Origin of the sequence: Mesorhizobium opportunistum WSM2075, from assembly GCF_000176035.2 — a bacterium.
Classification (GTDB): domain Bacteria; phylum Pseudomonadota; class Alphaproteobacteria; order Rhizobiales; family Rhizobiaceae; genus Mesorhizobium; species Mesorhizobium opportunistum.
The window spans coordinates 3,278,330-3,296,901 of the sequence record NC_015675.1; the positions used below are offsets into that span (position 1 = coordinate 3,278,330).

Sequence of the window (18,572 nt, forward strand, 5' to 3'; positions counted from 1 at the left end):
CATGGCTGCCGTCCGGGCCGCTAACCCGGCAGCCAGCTGGACAGAAGCTGGTCAAGCCGCCGCGCCCCGCGCCGGCAGCTCCGTGGACTGGGTGACCCGCTTCGGACTGGTCGCGACGGTGGCGTTGCTGTTCGCCGTCTCGGGCGGCATGCTATGGCTGGTGGGCTACAATTACGACGGCCTGATCGGCAATCCGGCGACCAAGATCCACCCGTCCACCTACATATTGGTGCTGGCGTTTGTCTGGCGCTCATGCACATTCGGCAACCCGGTCGGCTACACCATTCATGTCGCCGACAGGCGGCCGGCCAGCGCATTACTGGCAGTCATTTCGATCTTTTTGCTGATCATCGTCATCGTCAGGCAACGCCCCGGCATGGCCGGCATGATCGATACGTTCGTGACACCGGCGCTGCTGGTGATGATGCTGAGCGAGAACGACGAACGGACCTTCGCCCGGCTGCAGACGGTCGTTCATGCGGTCATGACGGCGAATGCAGTGCTGGCTCTGTTCGAATTCGCGACCAAGACGCTGATCTTCCCCTACCGGCTCGACGGCGAGGTGTTCGTTTCCGACCTGCGCTCGACCGCCCTCCAGGGGCATCCGCTGGCCAATGCCACGATCACCTCGATTTATGTGCTGGCGCTGCTTTCGGGCTCACGATCGCTGCCGATGCCGATGCGGCTCGGGCTGGTCGGGCTGCAATTCGCCGCGCTGGTCGCGTTCGGCGGGCGTTCGGCGATGGTGACGACGATTGTTCTCGGCGCCATCTATTTGCTTTTCAGTGGCGTGGCTTACCTGCGGCGAGGACGCATCAGCCTGCCGGGCGCCGCCCTCGCGGTCATGCTTGCCTCGCTGCTGCCGGTCGTGTTCGTCATGCTGTTCTCCTACGGCTTCTTCGATGCACTGCTCGAGCGCTTCGTGTCGGACAGCGGCAGCGCCAATGCTCGCGTCGAAATGTTCGAGCTCTTCAAGCATCTGGAACTGCGCGACCTGATCGTGGGGCCCGATATCGATCTTCTCGAAAGCATGCGCCGTATCAACGGCCTCGAGCAAGGCATCGAGAACCCGATCATCCGCCTGGTTCTCTACCAGGGCGCCTTCTTCACCCTGCTGATGCTGTTCGGCTTCACCCTGTTCATGCACGAGGTCGCGCGCCGCTGCCATCCCGGCATCTGGCTGCCGATGCTGGGTTGGCTGATCCTGCTCAACACCTCCGAGAGCCTGGCGTCCAAGACAACGCTCATGACCAAATTCGTAGCGATCGCGCTGGTGTTGTACAGGCCGGGGCGGGCCGGGGTGGGGCAAAGGGTGCAAGCGAGGCGAAACTAGCGTGGAACTCGGCGATTGCCTGTATGGAACGGTGACTACTCCGGCATCCTCAATCCAAGCGCCTCGACCATCGCCGGGTCGAGCGCACGCGTGGTGTCGTCCATCATGCCCATGCCATCGAAGAGGTCCCAGAAGGCCCAGGGGAAGCCGAACGACTCGGCGCTCTGCCTGACATCTGCGATGTAGCGGGCGCGATCGGGATTGGGCGCTGCCACATAACGCGCGTCGGTGCGCAGCGCGCCGAATTCGCCCAGGATGACACGTTCCGGTGCAATGCCATGGCTGTCGGCCCAGTCGCGCGCCTGGCTGAGATATTTGTCGATGAACCAGCGGTCGGGCCGGGCGTCGAAATAGACCTTCAGCACGCGCTCGGTTTCCGCATAGGCGGCTTTCTTGTCCGCTTCGGAGGTCTCGGTATCCCTGGCCATGCGTGCCCTGACGGAGGCCAGAGTCGCGTCGAGCGAACCGGCGGAGGCCGGCCATGGCACATTGTTCAGCGCGCGGTAGACGGGCTCGCGCATCCACGGCGCGCCCTGGTGGCTGAACAGATAGGGCTCGTAAAAATGAAAGGTGAACAGGATCGGCTCGAAGGGAACCAGCGGTTCGGGATCGAGCGCGGCCAGCCCGCTCACCATCGAGCCGCAGCCGCCGGTGACGACCATCGGCAAGGACGCGGACGATGCCCTGGCCGCCGTCAGAAGGGAAAGCTGGATCCGCGACCAGACGTTGGAATCGCAGGATTGCGGCGGTTCGTTGACCGGCTCCAGCGCCACCATGCCCGGCGTGAACCGCTCCAGCCTGCCGGCAAGCTCGCCGATCAGCGCGCGATAGAGATCGAAGGCGGGCGCGGCGGTGCTGGAGACCATGCGGTCGGGGTTCCAGTAGTGGGTGGCGCCATTGGCCTGGACGTTGACGATTATGCCGAGACCGGCGTCGATTGTGGCGGTGACGGCCGCGTCGAGCATGTCCAGCAACTTGCCGCGCGTGGCGGCGTCAGCCGCCAGAAACGGACCGGGATCGACGGGCAGGCGGATGAAATCGAGCCCGGTCTTGCGTAGCCGGCGAAGATCCTCTGGTGTCGGCACCGGCCGCTGCGACTGGAACGGCGGCCAGGCATAGTCGGTGCGCGGTGCCGGAAATTCACGCGTCAGCGCAAACCAGGGCCAGGCGTTGACGCCACGGCGAAAGCGCCATTCGCCACTGGCGGCGAGGGCGGGCGTTGCCGACGAAAGCGGTGCCAGCGCCACTGCTGCCGGCGCCAGCGACAGCGCCGTCCTGAGAACCCGCCGTCGGGACCAGCCCGTCATACCGCGCCGGCCGAGGGACGGTCGATCGCGACTCTCTCGGCAGTGGTTACGCCGAGAAGCCGGTAGGCTTCGTTCTCGTAGGCGACCAGGACATCGTCCCAGCGGAAGGCTTCGCGGGCGCGCGTCCTCGCTGCCTCACCGCAGGCCTTGACCAGGACGTCGTCCTCCAGCGCCTGCTGCATCCGCTCGGCGCAGCTCTGCGTATCCTTGAAGAAGATGGCGGCGGCACCCGCGGTCCACCTGTTGTACGGATTGTCGTGGGCGATCACCATGTTGCCGGCGGCCAGCGCCTCGACCAGCGAAGGGTTGGTGCCGCCGACCGTGTGGCCATGCAGGTAGGCGCGGGCGTGATACCGCAGCGCTTTCACCGTCGCCTGGTCGTAGATGGCGCCCGGCAGGACCACCGAGGCGTTCGCCGCCTTGCGGATGGCGACATGATAGGCGATTTCGTCGGAGAGCGTGCCCAGCACCACCAGCTTCATGTCGCGCTTTTGGCTGCAGAAGGCCTCGACGATCGGCAGGATGTTGTTGTCGGGCTCGATGCGCGCGATCGAGATCAGGTATTTGCCGGGCTCGAGGCCGAGCGCACGAACCGGCGCCTCCGGTGCCGCCGTCACCGGGTCGGCGCCATAGGCGATGGTGGTAATGGCACTGCGCGGCCGGCGCGTCGCCAGATGGTCGGCGATGACGGGATGGTCGGCGACCAGGCGTTGCGAGGCCCAGGCGCCGATCCACTCGTTGAGCCAGAACCATGCGCGCGCCGCCGGCCCCCATTTGGGGCGACGCCACTCGATGCCGTCCATGTTGGTGATGATCTTGCGCCGCATCAACCTGAGCCAGGTCAGGAAGACCGCGCCATTGTAACCGAGCACCAGGCATACGCCGGGCCGCCGGGCGGCGTCGAGCACGCATTGCCAATCGAATTCCAGCGTCGCGCGCGGTCCCTTCGAGGCGACTTGGATGTGAATGAGTTCGATGCCGCGCCAGGTTTCGGTGCGCATCCTCCGGTCGACCCGCTCGACCTCCTCCTGGCAGTAGACGCCGACCTTCCAGCCGCGCCCGGCAAGAAAAAGCGCTAGCTTCTCGGCGAAGGTTTCAAAGCCGCCATGGGCCGCGGGGATGCCGCGGGTCCCCAGGATCAGGATGGAAGGCTTTTCCGATTTCATGGCTGTTGGCGCTTTCAGAGAGGTTCTTTATATTAGCAATTGCTGCATTAATAATTAGAGACCGGCAACTTCCGTGCCATCCCACAATCTTCGCGTTTGGGCAGGTGATCATCGCTCCGGGTTGTAAAAAAACAGTGTTGGACCGGTGATTGTTTCATTCTCGGTCAACCCTTCTGTGCGTAGCTGCATCGAAACGAGGCAGTGCAATGGTTGGTTGGCCGGCGGCCGGGCAGATCAAGCCAGGCATGATTTTTGCGTAGCGGTTTCTGCACGCCGTCAGTCAATGCGATGGTGCAGCACCTGGCGGGATACAAAGATGCGGATTGCCTGCGTTCATCAGGGATATGAACTCTATGGTTCAGACCGCAGCTTCGCGGAGAGCGTCGCTGCGTTGCGCGCGGCATTTCCGTCCGCCGACATCGAAGTCGTGCTGCCGCGCAGCGGCCCGATCCTAGGGATCCTCGAACCGCATGCCAGCCGCATCGTCTTCGAGCCGCTATGGGTGCTGAGGCGCCAGGCCATCGCGCGCCTTGCCACCGTCGAGATGGCACGACTGCCGGTTGCCGTGCTGAGAGCATGGCGGCGGCTCAGGAATTACGATCTCACCTACGTCAACACCTCGATCGTCGCCGATTACGCGTTGGCTGCCCGCTTCCTGCCCAGCAAGGCGGTGCTGCACATCCATGAAATTCCCGAAGGCGCCATGCGCCGGATCCTCGTCGGCCTGATGCACTGGAGCCATGCCGATCTCATCTTCAACTCGCGCGCAACCCGCGCCGCATTTGGTGAGCCCAAATCCGCGCGCTCGCATGTCGTCTACAACGGCGTTGCCGGCCCGCCGGCGGCCGAAGCGATGACCTATGACGGCAAGCGCCCGCTGCGGGTGCTGCTGCTTGGCCGCATCAACCGGATCAAGGGCCAGGAAGTGCTGCTCGAGGCGATCGCCTCGATGCCGGCGGAACTCAAGTCGAGGATCGAGGTGCGGCTGGTCGGCGGCGCCTTCGAAAGCGTCGAGCGCGAGCGCGCCTTGGCCGAACTGGTCGGCAGAATGGGCCTGACCGGGCGTGTCAGCGTCCTGCCTTTCATACCGGACCCTTCGGAGCATTATCGCTGGGCCGACATCGTCACCGTGCCGTCGCGACGCCCCGAATCGCTGGGCCGCGTCGCCATCGAGGCGATGGCCTATGGCCGGCCGCCGCTGGTGTCGGCGATCGGTGGACTGGTCGAGGTGGTCAGCGACGGCGAGACCGGCTGGCATGTGCCGCCGGGCGACGCAGCGGCGCTGTCGAAGAAATTGCAGGAGATCATCCTCACTCCCGAGGCCTGGCGCGGTTTTGTCGCCGCAGGCCGCGCGCGCTACGAGGGGGTCTTCAGCGAACCGGTCGCGGCGGCCGCGATCGCGGCGATCGCCGGCGACAAGCTGAAGGTGACCATGGCAAGGCCGGGCAGGGCGGCAAGCAGCCGCCAGGCGGAGACACGATCGTGAGATTCCCGGGCCATCTGGTGCGGCGCCTCGTGCTGATGGTCGGCGGCGAGGCGATGCAGAGCGGCTTTCACTTTGCCCTCAACCTGACGCTGCTGCACATGCTGTCGGCACAAGGCTACGGCCTGTTCGCCATTGGCATGGTGATGGGCGGCGTCGGCCTGTCCTACATCAGATCGCTCACCGCCGTTCCCGCCTCGATCTGGATGAGCAAAAGCACCAACAGCGCCGGCGTCGACGCCCATGATGTCGCCTTCGGGACGGCGGCGGTGGTGGTGGCGCTGCTGATGGCCGTTGGCACCGCGATCCTGATGCGCGTCCTGGGCGATCCGAGCGGCATCGCCGCCGGCTGCTTTGTCGGCGCATGGTCGTTGCGCAGCCACATGCGCACGGCATTCTTCGCCCGTCGCCAGCAGGTGGTCGTCTCCATCAGCGACGCCGCCTTCACCATCGCCGGCACCGTCCTGACCGGGTTCACCATCTGGTTCGCCCCGGGCGCGCTGCAGACGGTGTTCTATGCTCTCGCCGCGGCGAATGTGTTTGGCATCGCCGTCCTGGTTCGGCTGGCGCGCCGCACGATCCGCATCAGCTTCCGCATGCCGACGCGGCGGCGCTATGCAAGGCTCTGGCCCCAGCTGCGGTGGTCGGGTTTCAGCGCCACCACCACCAACATCCAAGGCCAATGCCTGGCGCTGTTGGTCGCCGGCATTGCCGGGCCTGCCGCCTATGCTCCGCTGGCAGCGGTGCTGGTGCTGTTTGCCCCGCTGCGGATCATCAGTCTTGCCTTCGTGAACATGACGCAGCCGGAGCTGGCGAAGCTGATGCGCAACAACGAAACGGCCCGTGTCTGGGCGCAGGCAAAAATCTGGTCGCTCGTCATGGGGCTCGGCGGCCTGGTCTATGGGTGCGCCATCATGGCGGTCCTGCCGATGATAAAATCCCAAGCCCTACAGGATGCATCGGTGGGCTTCATCGGAGTGTTCGTGATCGCGAATTTTGTCCCGATCATGCTCTACATCATGCCCCGCATCGTGCTCGAGATCCTCGGCGATTTCCGCATCGTCGCGTTCATCACGACGGGCGGCGCGATCGTCGGGCTGGCGCTGATCGCGATCCTGCTGGCCATAGCCTCTCCACCTTGGTCGCTGGCGGGTTCCGCGATCTCGGAGATCTTCGTGCTCGTGGCATCATGGTATTTCGTGCGTCATCGCATGTGGAACATCGAGCACCCGGACCAGCAGCGCAACAGCCGGCCGGGCACGTGGCGGCGAGCGGTCCCGTTCGCCGCGGCAAAGCGGTAGGAGATGGATTTGACAGGCGAGGCAGTGCAAATTGCTGCGGTGGACGGCCTGCCCGGCGGGCAGGTCTCCCAACCTGCCGCTGTCCCTGCGAACGACGCCTACACGGCGCGATTGCACACAAGCCTCGAGGCGGTCAGGCCGCTCTGGCTGCGCTTCCAGGCGGATGGTGTCTGCACCGCCCACCAGCATTTTGCCTGGGTCGAGGGGATCGTGGCGCGGCTGATGCCGGCCGGCGCGGAGGCGCTCATCGTCGAAGTGAACAATGCGGTGACCGGCGCGCCCCTGATGCTGGTGCCGCTGATGCTGCGGCCAGCCTTCCGCCATCGGGTGATCGAGTGGCTGAGCTGCGGCGTCTGCGACTATTCGGCGCCGCTGCTGGCCGATGCGAGCGCGTGGACCGCACAATCCGCGCAGGCCGCGTGGGCGGCGGTGCGCTCCGTGCTGCCGCCGGCGGACCGCGTCCACATCATGGGAATTCCGCGGCGGATCGACGGCGTCGCCAATCCACTGGCCTTGCTCGCGGCCACGCGCGATTCCATGCAGACCACTTATGGGCTCGCCATCGACGGCGACCCGGAAACCGTCCTCAAGCGCCTGTGCAGGCCATCCTTCGTCAAGGAATTCGGCAAGGACTGGCGCCGGCTCGAACGGCTCGGCGGCCTGGAGTTTGTCGAGGCCGACACACCCGCCCTGGTCGAGCTCATCTTCGACGGTCTGGTTCGGATGCGGCTCAACCGCTTTCGCGAAATGGGCCGTTTCGACCTGCTGACGCAAGAGCCGGTTGTCGATTTCTATCGCAAAGCCGCCCTGCAGGGCCTGTCTGACGGATCGGTGCGGCTGTTCGGACTGCGGGTTGGCGAGGCTCTGATCGCCGCTCAATATCTGGTCGTTCATCAAGGCACTGTTCACGCTTTGCTGATAGCGATAGACCAGGATGCGGTTCCCAACGTCTCACCTGGCCTCTTGATCATGGGCAGGCTGATAGGCTGGGCGCGCGAGCGGCGGTTCGATTATTTCGACCTGTCGGTCGGCAACCAGGGCTACAAGGGACATATGGGCGCCAAGGGTTCGGTGCTGGCCGAGCTTCGCCAGGGGTTTACGATGCGGGGCAGTGTCGCGGGCATTGCCATCGAGTTCCGCAACCGGGCCGAGGCCTTCGTGCGCTCCAACCCAAGGCTGCTCAAGGCGGCCCAGGGACTGATGCGAGGCTTGCGGCGTTTGCGTGGGGGATCCTGATAGCGAGCCGCAATGACAGGAGAAGCATGTGGCAAGCTACGCGATGCGAACGACTCCGACGGCGGATTTGCCCGATGGCTCGCCTTCTCCGACTGTCGCCGGTGCTGCTGCAACCCAGCGCTTTACGGCCCGGCTGCACACCAGCTTCGACACCGTAAGGCTGCTATGGCTGCTCGTTGAGGCGCATGGCCTGTGTACTGGCCACCAGAGCCTTGCCTGGGTGGAAGGGATCGCCAAACGGCTGATGCCCAAGGGCGCCGAGTTGCTCGTCGTCGAAGTCAACGACGCCGCCACCGGCGCGCCTGTCATGCTGTTGCCGCTGATGCGGCGCCGGGCACTCGGCCACACTGTGATCGAATGGCTGAGCCGCGGCGTATGCGATTATTCGGCACCGCTGCTGGCGGACAAGAGACAATGGACCACGCAAGGCGCTGACGCAGCCTGGGCCACTATCCGCTCGGTGTTGCCGCCGGCAGACCGCATCCACATCGCGGGCATCCCGCAGCAGATTCACGGCGCCGCCAATCCGCTGGCGCTGCTCTCGGTGGCGCGCAATTCGATCCAGATCACCTCGGGCCTCGCCCTGCACGGCGAACCGGAGACGCTGGTCAAGCGCATCTGCAAATCGTCCTTCGCCAAGAATTTCCACAAGCATTGCCGCCGCTTCGAACAAATGGGCGGGCTCGCGCTGGTCGAGGCCGACACGCCGGCGCTGACGCAGGAACTCTTCGACAAGCTCCTCGAACTGCGGTTGAAAAGGTTTCGCGAGCTCGGGCGTTTCGACCTCCTGACCCAGGCGCCGGTCGTCGACTTCTACCGCGACGCGGCCCTGCGGGGCCTGGCCGACGGATCGGTGCGGGTCTTCGGGCTGCGTGTCGGTCAAGACTATCTCGCCGTCATGTACGCGCTGATCAGGAAGGGCACCATGCACGCTCTTCTGCTTGGGATCGATCAGGACGCGGTCGCCAACGCTGCGCCGGGCCTGACCATGATCGGCAAGCTGATGATGTGGGGATGCGCGCGAGGGCTCGACTATTTCGACCTGTCGGTCGGCGGCCAGGGTTACAAGCAGCATATCGGCGCGTCGAGTTCGGTGCTGGCCGAGCTGTGCGTGCCGATAACGCTGCGGGGCAGGGGCTCGACGGCCTATATCAGGCTGCGCGGGAAGACCGAGCTTTTCATCCGCTCCCGGCCAGGGCTGTTCAAGGCCGTGCAGGGCGTGATGCGTCGTTTGCGGCGGTTGAAGGACTGAACCGGTTCATAGCGGCTCGGTATCGAAAAGCAGCATCGTCACCAGGTCATCGTCGCCGGCGAATTTGCGCCGGTCCACCGCACAGGCCTTGCCGGTCTCGCTGGCAAAGGCCGAGCGGATGGCCTCCAGGCTGTCGAAATAAAGCGTCGCCACGATGTAGGGCACCTCGCCCTGCAGGACATTCACGATCGGCCGCCGGCTGATCTCGTAGCGTTGTAGGCCGGGAAGCTGCTTGGCCAGCGGCACGTGGATGTCGAAATAATGCCGGTCGAAGGCAGCCGGATCGGCGGGGGTTTTGTAGATGACAAGCATCTTGGCCATGGTGGTGCTCCCATTGTCTGGCGTAATCGGCGCCGCGATGTTCATCGCCGCCGCACCACTGTCGTTCCTAGGGAACGGATTTCGACAGCGGTCTCATGTTTTGATTCAGGCCGAGGCCCAAACCTCTTCAAAAGCCTGGCAGAATTTGACTGAGCTGCGCGAAATTGACAGGACCGTGCGTCTCCGTCATCCTTGAGGCCAGTCGCCGGGCTGCGGGAGCGGCCGTGTTGTTTGTCAGGGCGACCGAGGGCAGCGTCATGTTCAGTCCCGTCACCGGCCAGAATGCCAAGCGCGCCGCGGTGCGCAAGGCGCTCGACCGCCACAAGGTCTACATCACCGCGCAGAGCTTTTCGGACGGCGCCTACCGGGCGCGCGTGTTGGTCGACGGCGAGGCCTATTGGGTGGATGAGTTCCGGCTGAGCCAGCTGCAGCAAGGATTGACCCCGGCCGAGCTCGAGCTGACGCCGGCTGCTGACGATTGAGCGTGACTGCCGTTTCTTCGCACTACGCTGGGAAATCTGAAATGCCGGCGGGACAGCACGGAACGAGGCGCTGGCACTTGGTTGCCATACTTCGCTCCACGCCATGACCACGTCTCCGAAACTGAAGACCTATCGCGCCAAGCGCGAGTTCTCCAAGACGCCGGAGCCGGCGGGCGGGCTGACCACGGCTCACGGCAACCGCTTCGTCGTCCACAAGCATCACGCCACCGCTGACCACTACGATCTCAGGCTGCAGGTCGGCGATGTGCTGAAGAGCTGGGCGGTGCCGCGCGGGCCCTCGCTCAACCCCGCCGACAAAAGGCTGGCCGTCGAGACCGAGGACCATCCGCTCGAATATATCGACTTCGAGGGCGTCATCCCCGAGGGCGAGTATGGCGGCGGGCCGATGATCGTCTGGGATACCGGCACCTGGGCGCCGATGGACGATGTCGAGAAGAGCCTCGGGACAGGCGCCTTCAAGTTCCGGCTGGCCGGCGAAAAGCTCAATGGCGGCTGGATGCTGACCCGGCTGAAGCCCAAGCCCGGCGAGGATGAGAACAAGAAAAACTGGCTGCTGTTCAAGGAGCGCGACCTTGCCTCCGATACCGCACTCGACATCCTGGAAGCGCGGCCGGAAAGCGTGAAATCCGGATTGCGCATCGAGGAACTGGCGGCGGCCGCGAAACCGGCGGCCAGATCCGCGCCCAAGCCCGGGTCGCTGAAGCCGGCCACGCTGCCCGGCGCGGTCAAGGCGCGGGCGCTGAGCCGCATCGAGCCGCAACTGGCGACACAGGTGCCGAAGCCGCCGGGCGGCGAGGGCCTCGCCGAGAACACAAACGAGCTCTGGCTGCATGAGATCAAGTTCGACGGCTATCGCACCATGGCGCATCTTACAGACGGAGCGGTGAGATTGATGACCCGCGCGGGCATCGACTGGACGAAGCGCTATGGCGATCTTCCGCATGCCTTTGCCAAACTGCCCTGCCGCGAGGCCATCATCGACGGCGAGATCGTCGTGCTCGATGGCCGAGGTATCAGCCGCTTCGCGCTGCTACAGGATGCGCTGGCCGAGGGCGCCGGCAGCAAGCTGCATTTCTATGCCTTCGATCTCCTGCATCTCGATGGCTGGGACCTGATGAAGGCGCCGCTCCTTCGGCGCAAGGCGCTGCTGGCCGAACTGCTCGGCGGGCTGGGCGCCAACTCCGCCATCCAGTTCTCCGACCATGTCGAAGGTTCGGGGCAGGGGCTTTACGACCAGGCTTCGGAGCTCGGACTGGAAGGCGTGGTCTCGAAGCGGGCGACCGCAACCTACCAGAGCGGCCGCACCAAGAGCTGGACCAAGACCAAGGCGCTGCAGACCGGGGATTTCGTCATCGCCGGCTTCACCATATCCGACGCGGCCGAGGGGCTCGCCGCGCTTGGCCTTGCCGAGTTCGAGGACGGAGAGCTGCATTATCGCGGCAAGGTCGGTACCGGTTTCGATGCCGAAACCGCCGCCGACCTGCTCGCCCGGCTGGAGACGCTGACCTTGGGCGCGACCGCGCCGGAAGGCGTGCCGCGCGAGATCATGCGCGAGATGAACTGGGTGAAGCCGTTGTTCTCGGCCCACATCCACTATGCCAACCGCACATCAGACAATGCGCTGCGCCACGCGGTGTTCCGGGGCCTGCGGGATGTCGGCTTGTCGACGCCGGTTTCGGCCAAGCGCAAAAGGCTGATCTCGGAGGCGGACCTCGCCACCATTTGGGTGACCAACCCGACCCGGCGGCTGTTCGGCAAGACCGGGCCGACCAAGCTCGATATCGCCGTCTACTACGCGCTGGTCGGCGACTTCATGCTGCCGCATATTCTCGGCCGTCCGGTGTCGCTGGTGCGCTGCCCGACCGGCCTGCCCAAGGACTGTTTCTTCCAGCGCCACGCCTTCACCGGCATGCCGCCTTCGGTGGCGACGTTCGAGGCGACCAATTCCGAGGGCGAGACCAAATCCTACCTCTCGGTCGAAGGCGCCAAGGGCTACCTCGCGCTGGCGCAGTTCGGCGTCGTCGAGTTCCACACCTGGGGCACGCATCGCGCCAACCTCGACAAGCCCGACCAGATCGTCTTCGACCTCGACCCGGGCGAGGGGATTTCATGGCGCGAGGTGGTCGAGGCCGCCGTCCACATCAAGGGCGAACTGGAGCGGCTGGGATTGGTACCCTTCGCCAAGACGTCGGGCGGCAACGGCATCCACATCACGGTTCCGGTGACACGCAAGCAGAACTGGAAGAAGCTGCACCAGGCAACCAGCGCCATCTCAACCCATCTGGCGGCGACGGCGCCCGACACCTTCACCACCACCATGGGCAAGGAGAACCGCAAGAAGCGCATCTTCATCGACTACCACCGCAACGCGCGCGGCCACACCTCGGCGGCCCCCTATTCGCTGCGCGCGCGCACCAACCTGCCTGCCTCGACGCCGGTGAGCTGGGGCGACCTGGAGGCGATCGATGCGCCGCAGGATCTGAATTATTCCTCGCTGCCGGGGTTGTTGGAGACGTCGGGTGATCCCTGGGCGGAGATCGAGGAGTTCGCGCGGGATTTGCCGGTGTTCCAGCCGGTAAGGTAGTGCTGCTAGCTAGGAGCGCAGGTCAGAAGCGTCGCGATCCTTCACACCCCCTCTGGCCTGCCGGCCATCTCCCCCGCAAGGAGGGAGATCGGCAGCGTCGCCGGTAGTGCCAGTTTTTCAATGTTGGAGATTGGCGAAGGCATTCGCGACATCCAATCTCCCCCCTTGCGGGGGAGATGCCCCGCAGGGCAGAGGGGGGTGCTGTCCCTCCAGCAGAGCATGGTTTCGCCCAGTCCATCGACGGTTCCGACAATTTGAATTATTCTCTCCCCAACGACCTCAAAGACGTCCCGGAAGATTTCGTCAGGGATTTGCCGGTATCGTGTGGGGTCGGTGTAGGATTTCCACGGCGCCAACCGTCCTTCGGACGGAAAGCGCTGTAGTTCTTTGTCAGTGCATGGCCGCGTAGGAGTGTATCATGGCGCCCAGGGCAAGTTGGAAGGGTTATCTCAAGCTCAGTCTGGTGAGCTGTCCGGTGCGGCTATATCCCGCCACCAGTGCCAGCGAACGCATCTCGTTCAACCAGCTGCACAAGAAGACTCACAACCGCATCAACATGAAGCCGGTCGATCCGGAACTCGGGCTCGTCGAGCGCTCGGACCTGGTCAAGGGTTACGAGTACGAGGACAAGCAGTACATCATCATCGATGACGCCGACCTCGACGCGGTCAGGATCGAATCCAACCACACGATGAACATCGAGGCTTTTGTCGACGAGGACGAGGTCGATGTCATCTACCAGGATGCGCCCTATTATCTGGCGCCGGATGGCGCGATGGCGGAGGAAACCTTCGCGGTGCTGCGCGAAGCGATGCGCAAGTCCGGCAAGCTCGCCATCGCGCGGCTGGTTCTGTCCAGCCGCGAGCGGGTGGTGACGATCGGCGCGCGCGAGAACGGCATGTTCGTGTGCACCTTGAGGAACCCGAACGAAGTGCGCGGTACGGCTGAATATTTCGGCAATATCCCGGAGGGCAAGCCCGACCCGGAAATGCTCGAGCTCGCCGAAGCGCTGATCAAGCAGAAGGAAACCACCTTCGATCCGAAGAATTACGAGGACCGCTACGAGATCGCCCTGATGGGCATGATCCGCGAGAAGCTCAAAGGGCACAAGCCGATCATCGCGGCAGCCCCCGAGCGTGGCAATGTCATCAACCTGATGGATGCGCTGAAGGCCAGCCTTTCGCAGTCGAAGCCGCCGGCCAAGTCGAAGAGCAAGGCCGATGAAGTCGCCAAGCCGGCCGCCAAGAAAGCGGCAGCGGGCGGTGCGGCCGAAAATCCGCTGAAGGCCAATCTGCTGAAGGCGGTCGGCAAGAGCAAGAAATGACGGCACCCGCCGTTTCGGTTCCAGGCGCCGTCTTCGGCACCGTTGGCGCGCTGGCGGCGTTTCCGCTCCGGCTCGCCGCGCGCGAGGTCGAGCGCCAGCACGGCCAGCTCAGGCGCGGCATCACCCGGCGCACCACGCATGTCGTGTTTGGCCGTACACTTCTTGCCAAGGCCGGATTGACGAAAGGGGGCGATGCCGAGATCGAGCGCCGTGTCGCCGCCGAGCGCGTGGCTGGGCGAACGTTGATCAGCGAAAACGGCTTTCTGCGCCTGCTCGGGCTGATGACGGCACCGGAGGCGTCCTCGTTGTCCAGGCAATCGCTGATCGAGCAATCGCGGCTGTCAGGCGCCGATCTTCACCTGCTCTCGCTGTTCGATGCCTTCGAGCATGACGCGGAACCCTATTCCTTCCGCGACCTGATCCTGGCGCGCAAATATGCCGGGCTGGTGGCCGGCGGCGCGACTTGGGGGGCGATCGCGCGCTCCGTGCACCGATCCGGTCCGGTCGCTTCGCTGACCGCCAAGTCGCTCAATGTCGGTTCACAGCACGGCCGACCCGACGCGATCTATCTCGAAGGCGGCCAGAGCGAACTCGACGGGCAGTTGCTGTTCGATCTCGGCGCTGCCGCCAGTGGCGACGACACGCTGGAGGAACTATTTTCCGAGGCCGAAATGGCGGAGGAGGGCGGCGACCATGACGGGGCCGCCATACTCTACCAGCGCTGCCTCGCCATCGACCCGAGCGACGCCATCGCCGCCTTCAACCGCGCCAACTGCCTGCGCGCCGGCGGCCACGCGGCGGAGGCCGCACACGACTACGCCCGGGCCATAAAACTCGACCCGGCCTTCGTCGAAGCCTGGTTCAACCTCGCCGGGCTGATGAGCGAGCAGGGCCGCGAGGCCTCGGCGCGAAGGCATTTGCAGAAGGCGATCGCGCTCGACAAGACTTATGCCGACCCGGTGTTCAACCTCGCCCGGCTGGAATTCGACGCCGGCAATCTGCTGGAGGCACGCCGGCTCTGGGTGCGCTATCTGGAGCTTGATGCGGTGTCGGAATGGGCTGGGGTGGCCGCCAAGGGCGTGCAGTTCGTGGATATGCAGCTGGCGCGGACGGCGGGATGATCATGATTGGCGAAGGCCGCGATAACAGCCGATCTCCCCCCGCAAGGGGGGAGATCGGCTGCGTCGCCGTCGCGCTGGAACTCACCCCATGACCACCTTCCTCTTCGACGGCCACGACACCGCCCCCGTCACCATTCTGCTGGCCCATGGCGCCGGCGCGTCGATGGATTCTCCTTCGATGACCGCCACCGCCAAGGCGCTCGCCACCGCTGGCTTGCAGGTCGCGCGCTTCGAGTTCCACTATATGGCGGCCCGCCGCTACGGTCATCGCAAGCCACCGCCGCGCGCCGAGACGGTCAACCCGGAATACATCAAGGCGATCGCCGATCTTCGCGCCAGGGGTGTGACTGGGCCGCTGATCATCGGCGGCAAGTCGATGGGCGGGCGGGTCGCCTCGATGGTCGCCGACGAGATGTTCGCCAAGGGCGAGATCGTCGGGTTGGTTTGTCTCGGCTATCCCTTCCATCCGCCTGGCAAGCCCGAGCAGTTGCGGACAAAGCATCTCATCGGGCTGAAGACACCGACGCTGATCTTCCAGGGCACGCGCGACGAGTTCGGCACGCCGGACGAGGTGGCGGGCTATGGGCTTTCCGACAGCATCGAGGTCGTCTGGCTGGAGGATGGCGACCACGATCTGAAGCCGCGCAAGAGTGTTTCGGGACTTTCGACAGCCGATCATTTGAGGACGCTGGCGGAGACAGTGAGGGATTGGGAGGCGCGCGCATTGGCCAACCGAGCGGATTTTCGTACAGGTAGAGATCAGAAGAGGTAATTTTGCTCTACATAGTATATGGGAAAGGCAGGCTGCAAACAGGTAGCGCCTTCTTTGCAATGGCGTTGTTAATTTTATGTTGCGTCTTCCTTGCGGCGATGTCCTATTTAGACGTAAGTCATTTACTATTTATCGAATACGCATCATTCATTTTGTCACTTATATACATTTATATTGTAATGAATAACTCAGAAGAATATAGGAATTATTTTTGGTTTATGTCTGACTCAAATCAGATAATTCGGTTCAAGCGGTTCTCTGTTGTGGTTTATTTTATCGGGGTATCATCGATATTTGTCATGTTCGACAAGTCATACGGAGTATTTGAATCTGCGGTATATTCGATAATTCTTCTTTTTGAAGCTCTAATTTTCCCCGATGTTATTCTTTTTATGAAGGGTTCCCATCGACATCATTTAAATTCCCAATGAAGATCGCTACCTTCAACATCAACAACATCAACAGCCGGCTCGAAAACCTGCTGGCGTGGCTGGCTGCCGCCAGACCCGATGTCGTCTGCCTGCAGGAATTGAAGGCGCGCGACATGCAGTTTCCGCGCACCGCGCTCGCCGATGCCGGCTATGGCGCTGTGTGGAAGGGCGAGCCGACCTGGAACGGTGTGGCCATCCTGGCGCGGGGCGCTGAGCCCATCCTGACCCGCGATGCTTTGCCGGGCGACGATGGGGACAAGCAGAGCCGCTACATCGAGGCGGCGGTGAACGGCATCGTCATTGCCTGCCTCTACGCGCCGAACGGCAATCCGCGGCCGGGGCCGAAATTTCAGTACAAACTCGCCTGGCACGAGCGGCTCAACGCACATGCCGAACAACTCATCGACACCGGCCTGCCTGTGGTGCTGGCCGGCGACTACAACATCGTGCCCGAGCCGCGCGACATCTACGCCACCCGCTCCTATGACGACAATGCGCTGGTGCAGCCGGAGAGCCGGGCTGCCTTTGCCGCACTTCTCGAGCAAGGCTGGACCGACGCGCTGCGCAAGAAACACCCGAATGAGACGCTCTATACGTTCTGGGATTACCGGCGGAACCGCTGGCCGCGCGATGCGGGCCTGCGGCTGGATCACATCCTTTTGTCGAAGACACTGGCGCGCCGATTGAAAGGGGCCGGCATCGACCGCGACGTGCGCGGCCAAGACGGCGCCAGCGATCATGCGCCGGTGTGGGTGGAGGTGAAGTGAAGCACGCGCCTTGCGGCATCACCACGCGGTCACCGCCGGCCCCATCTGTGCAGCGGCGGTATCGCAAGCTAGGTTGCGTATTCCTGCAGACTGGTTGTCCATGAACATCGACAGCGATCACCGACCGAAGCGTATCTGCCATGCATGATTTCGGCCTCGTCGAAATCATGCTCTCGGCCGCCGCCATCATCGCGGTCGCGGCAAGCGTCGTCTGGCTGTTGCGGCGAGCGCGGTCCCGTCGCCGCACGGCTCGCCGGGCCGATCCGGCCAACGATTATGCCGTGCGCGGCGATTGGGGGCGCAGCACCGGCACCGTCAACTACTCGTCCTTTGTCTATTTCGATGTCGACCGCGACGGCAAATATGGTGTGGGCGACCGGCCGATGGCCGGTATCATGGTGCGGCTGTTCGACGGGCAAGGCGGCTTTGTCGCTTCCGCCAGGACAAACAATGTTGGCTTTGCCAATTTTGCCATGTCGACATCTTCGGCCAATGCCGCGATCCGCTTACCCGGCGCCTACGGGTTCTCGGTTTCGGTGCCACCGGGATGGCGGTCGCCCAGTGCCAACGTGACGCAATCGCAGCGTTTCTGGCTGGAGCCGGGCTCGCCCACCGGTCTGGTGTCGCAGGACCTGCCGAGGCCGGTCGGCCTGGCGCCGCCGCGCAGCCTGGCCGGCAGGATGGCGGCGGACGGCACCGCGACACTGTCGGTGATGGCGAGCGGGCAAGAGCTGGAGAGGCGGGCGCTGGCGCCGGACACGGCCTTCCGGCTCGAGCTTGCCGACGAGGCCGACGCGGTGGTGATCGCCGGCGGCGGCCTCGACCGGCAGCTTGCGCTTTCGCCCTATCCGACCGATCTCGGGCTGATGTCGCCGCAAACGCTGCCTGGCAAGTCGGCGTTGCGCACGATCGGCTTCGACGACGTCACCGGGCGAGGCTTCCGCAAGATCCCATGCGGCCATGCCGGGCTGCAATGGCGCAACCTGAACGCCATGGCGCAGGACCACACCAAGGGCAGCGAAGGCTATGTCAACGGCAATGTCTCGGGCGACCACGTGGCTTATACCAGCAGTGGCTACCCGGCCGAGTTCTGGAGCGAGACGCCGTTCGGGTTCCACTCCGTGCTTTTGAGCGCTGCATGGCTAAAGTCGGAAGGGGAGATGGCGCTGATCGAGTGTTGGCTGGGTGAGCAACTGGTGGCCAGCGATGCGCTGGCGCTATCGGCGCTTTCACCTCTGCACTACGCCCCGATGCTCAGAGAAATAACCCGTGTCCGTCTTTCAACGAGACATCATTGGCAGATGGTGCTGGACGATTTGGTGCTGACGCGCTGAACTATTGCGGGTTCGAGGTCACGGCCGTGCCGTTGGTCCCGGCCGTGATCAGTTTCAAATTGCCCTTCTTGACCAGAGCAGGCCGTGCGTAGGTCTTCTTCATGGTTCCGTCTCCCCAATATTTCGCCACAAAAAATCAGATGCGTTCCGAAGTCACCGCCCGGAAACCACCACGCCGCCGTTGACCGAGGCGGTGATCAACTTCAAATTGCCTTTCTTGACCAGAGCAGGCCGCTCATAAATCTTCTTCAAGGCTTGTACTCTCCAGAATATTCCCTTTGGAAGTGTGCCACATCGCCGACTGGTGTCAATCATGCTCGCCTGAAGGCCGCCGCCG

At 64.0% G+C, this 18,572-nt stretch carries 17 protein-coding genes; 12 read left to right on the top strand and 5 right to left on the bottom strand.

Annotated elements, in window-relative coordinates:
• The first annotated feature begins 1 nt into the window (after position 1).
• Positions 2-1,333 (top strand): VpsF family polysaccharide biosynthesis protein, encoded by a 1,332-nt coding sequence (locus MESOP_RS15755; protein ID WP_013894312.1) that lies wholly within the window; start codon positions 2-4, stop codon positions 1,331-1,333.
• 35 nt (positions 1,334-1,368) lie between these two features.
• Here MESOP_RS15755 and MESOP_RS15760 read toward each other — a convergent pair whose 3' ends face one another.
• Entirely contained in the window at positions 1,369-2,640 is a 1,272-nt protein-coding gene (locus MESOP_RS15760; protein WP_013894313.1) for a glycoside hydrolase family 5 protein, read from the bottom strand.
• Positions 2,637-3,806 (bottom strand): DUF1972 domain-containing protein, encoded by a 1,170-nt coding sequence (locus MESOP_RS15765; protein WP_013894314.1) that lies wholly within the window; start codon positions 3,804-3,806, stop codon positions 2,637-2,639. The genes MESOP_RS15760 and MESOP_RS15765 overlap by 4 nt, the downstream gene beginning before the upstream one ends.
• Before the next feature lie 316 nt (positions 3,807-4,122).
• On the opposite strand from MESOP_RS15765, the gene MESOP_RS15770 reads away from it, so the two are divergent.
• Genes MESOP_RS15770 through MESOP_RS15785 form a run of 4 tightly spaced genes read left to right on the top strand, consistent with a single transcriptional unit; the run spans position 4,123 to position 9,078 of the window.
• Positions 4,123-5,292, top strand: coding sequence for a glycosyltransferase (locus tag MESOP_RS15770; protein ID WP_013894315.1), 1,170 nt, complete (start codon positions 4,123-4,125; stop codon positions 5,290-5,292).
• Positions 5,289-6,590, top strand: a complete 1,302-nt coding sequence (locus MESOP_RS15775; RefSeq protein ID WP_013894316.1) for an MATE family efflux transporter — start codon at positions 5,289-5,291, stop codon at positions 6,588-6,590. Before MESOP_RS15770 ends, MESOP_RS15775 begins: the two co-directional genes overlap by 4 nt.
• A 3-nt stretch (positions 6,591-6,593) precedes the next feature.
• Positions 6,594-7,826, top strand: coding sequence for a GNAT family N-acetyltransferase (locus MESOP_RS15780; protein ID WP_041164147.1), 1,233 nt, complete (start codon positions 6,594-6,596; stop codon positions 7,824-7,826).
• A gap of 28 nt (positions 7,827-7,854) precedes the next feature.
• Positions 7,855-9,078, top strand: coding sequence for a GNAT family N-acetyltransferase (locus MESOP_RS15785; protein WP_013894318.1), 1,224 nt, complete (start codon positions 7,855-7,857; stop codon positions 9,076-9,078).
• Positions 9,079-9,084: 6 nt separating this feature from the next.
• Here the strand turns inward: MESOP_RS15785 and MESOP_RS15790 are convergent, their stop codons facing one another.
• Complete coding sequence (locus MESOP_RS15790) at positions 9,085-9,399, bottom strand: EthD family reductase (RefSeq protein WP_013894319.1); 315 nt, start codon at positions 9,397-9,399, stop codon at positions 9,085-9,087.
• A 257-nt stretch (positions 9,400-9,656) separates the two neighbouring features.
• Between MESOP_RS15790 and MESOP_RS15795 the strand changes: the two genes are divergently transcribed.
• The 7 genes from MESOP_RS15795 (at position 9,657) to MESOP_RS15835 (ending at position 18,235) form a co-directional block, all read left to right on the top strand.
• Positions 9,657-9,881, top strand: coding sequence for a hypothetical protein (locus MESOP_RS15795; RefSeq protein ID WP_041164715.1), 225 nt, complete (start codon positions 9,657-9,659; stop codon positions 9,879-9,881).
• A 103-nt stretch (positions 9,882-9,984) separates the two neighbouring features.
• The gene (ligD, locus tag MESOP_RS15800; RefSeq protein ID WP_013894321.1) at positions 9,985-12,486 is read left to right on the top strand and encodes a DNA ligase D; all 2,502 of its coding nucleotides are present in this window, start codon (positions 9,985-9,987) and stop codon (positions 12,484-12,486) included.
• A 418-nt stretch (positions 12,487-12,904) separates the two neighbouring features.
• Positions 12,905-13,810, top strand: coding sequence for a non-homologous end joining protein Ku (gene ku, locus MESOP_RS15810; RefSeq protein ID WP_013894322.1), 906 nt, complete (start codon positions 12,905-12,907; stop codon positions 13,808-13,810).
• Positions 13,807-14,931, top strand: coding sequence for a tetratricopeptide repeat protein (locus tag MESOP_RS15815; RefSeq protein ID WP_013894323.1), 1,125 nt, complete (start codon positions 13,807-13,809; stop codon positions 14,929-14,931). Before ku ends, MESOP_RS15815 begins: the two co-directional genes overlap by 4 nt.
• An 88-nt stretch (positions 14,932-15,019) precedes the next feature.
• Positions 15,020-15,703 carry an alpha/beta hydrolase family protein gene (locus MESOP_RS15820; protein ID WP_013894325.1) on the top strand — a complete coding sequence of 228 codons (684 nt, stop codon included), beginning with the start codon at positions 15,020-15,022 and terminating at the stop codon, positions 15,701-15,703.
• Positions 15,704-16,130: 427 nt separating this feature from the next.
• Positions 16,131-16,901 carry an exodeoxyribonuclease III gene (locus tag MESOP_RS15830; protein WP_013894326.1) on the top strand — a complete coding sequence of 257 codons (771 nt, stop codon included), beginning with the start codon at positions 16,131-16,133 and terminating at the stop codon, positions 16,899-16,901.
• Between the two features lie 140 nt (positions 16,902-17,041).
• Positions 17,042-18,235 carry a hypothetical protein gene (locus tag MESOP_RS15835; RefSeq protein WP_013894327.1) on the top strand — a complete coding sequence of 398 codons (1,194 nt, stop codon included), beginning with the start codon at positions 17,042-17,044 and terminating at the stop codon, positions 18,233-18,235.
• 1 nt (position 18,236) lies between these two features.
• Here the strand turns inward: MESOP_RS15835 and MESOP_RS36020 are convergent, their stop codons facing one another.
• Together MESOP_RS36020 and MESOP_RS36025 are read right to left on the bottom strand one after the other, a co-directional pair.
• Positions 18,237-18,338 carry a hypothetical protein gene (locus MESOP_RS36020; protein ID WP_013894328.1) on the bottom strand — a complete coding sequence of 34 codons (102 nt, stop codon included), beginning with the start codon at positions 18,336-18,338 and terminating at the stop codon, positions 18,237-18,239.
• Between the two features lie 50 nt (positions 18,339-18,388).
• Complete coding sequence (locus MESOP_RS36025) at positions 18,389-18,487, bottom strand: putative RiPP precursor (RefSeq protein ID WP_210160833.1); 99 nt, start codon at positions 18,485-18,487, stop codon at positions 18,389-18,391.
• Positions 18,488-18,572 lie beyond the last annotated feature (85 nt).

Excerpts from the sequence above, each read along its gene's own strand:
- MESOP_RS15755 (WP_013894312.1), top strand. The coding sequence starts at position 2 with ATGGCTGCCGTCCGGGCCGCTAACCCGGCAGCCAGCTGGACAGAAGCT.
- MESOP_RS15760 (WP_013894313.1), bottom strand. The coding sequence starts at position 2,640 with ATGACGGGCTGGTCCCGACGGCGGGTTCTCAGGACGGCGCTGTCGCTG.
- MESOP_RS15765 (WP_013894314.1), bottom strand. The coding sequence starts at position 3,806 with ATGAAATCGGAAAAGCCTTCCATCCTGATCCTGGGGACCCGCGGCATC.
- MESOP_RS15770 (WP_013894315.1), top strand. The coding sequence starts at position 4,123 with ATGCGGATTGCCTGCGTTCATCAGGGATATGAACTCTATGGTTCAGAC.
- MESOP_RS15780 (WP_041164147.1), top strand. The coding sequence starts at position 6,594 with ATGGATTTGACAGGCGAGGCAGTGCAAATTGCTGCGGTGGACGGCCTG.
- MESOP_RS15790 (WP_013894319.1), bottom strand. The coding sequence starts at position 9,399 with ATGGCCAAGATGCTTGTCATCTACAAAACCCCCGCCGATCCGGCTGCC.
- MESOP_RS15795 (WP_041164715.1), top strand. The coding sequence starts at position 9,657 with ATGTTCAGTCCCGTCACCGGCCAGAATGCCAAGCGCGCCGCGGTGCGC.
- ligD (WP_013894321.1), top strand. The coding sequence starts at position 9,985 with ATGACCACGTCTCCGAAACTGAAGACCTATCGCGCCAAGCGCGAGTTC.
- ku (WP_013894322.1), top strand. The coding sequence starts at position 12,905 with ATGGCGCCCAGGGCAAGTTGGAAGGGTTATCTCAAGCTCAGTCTGGTG.
- MESOP_RS15815 (WP_013894323.1), top strand. The coding sequence starts at position 13,807 with ATGACGGCACCCGCCGTTTCGGTTCCAGGCGCCGTCTTCGGCACCGTT.
- MESOP_RS15820 (WP_013894325.1), top strand. The coding sequence starts at position 15,020 with ATGACCACCTTCCTCTTCGACGGCCACGACACCGCCCCCGTCACCATT.
- MESOP_RS15830 (WP_013894326.1), top strand. The coding sequence starts at position 16,131 with ATGAAGATCGCTACCTTCAACATCAACAACATCAACAGCCGGCTCGAA.
- MESOP_RS15835 (WP_013894327.1), top strand. The coding sequence starts at position 17,042 with ATGCATGATTTCGGCCTCGTCGAAATCATGCTCTCGGCCGCCGCCATC.
- MESOP_RS36020 (WP_013894328.1), bottom strand. The coding sequence starts at position 18,338 with ATGAAGAAGACCTACGCACGGCCTGCTCTGGTCAAGAAGGGCAATTTG.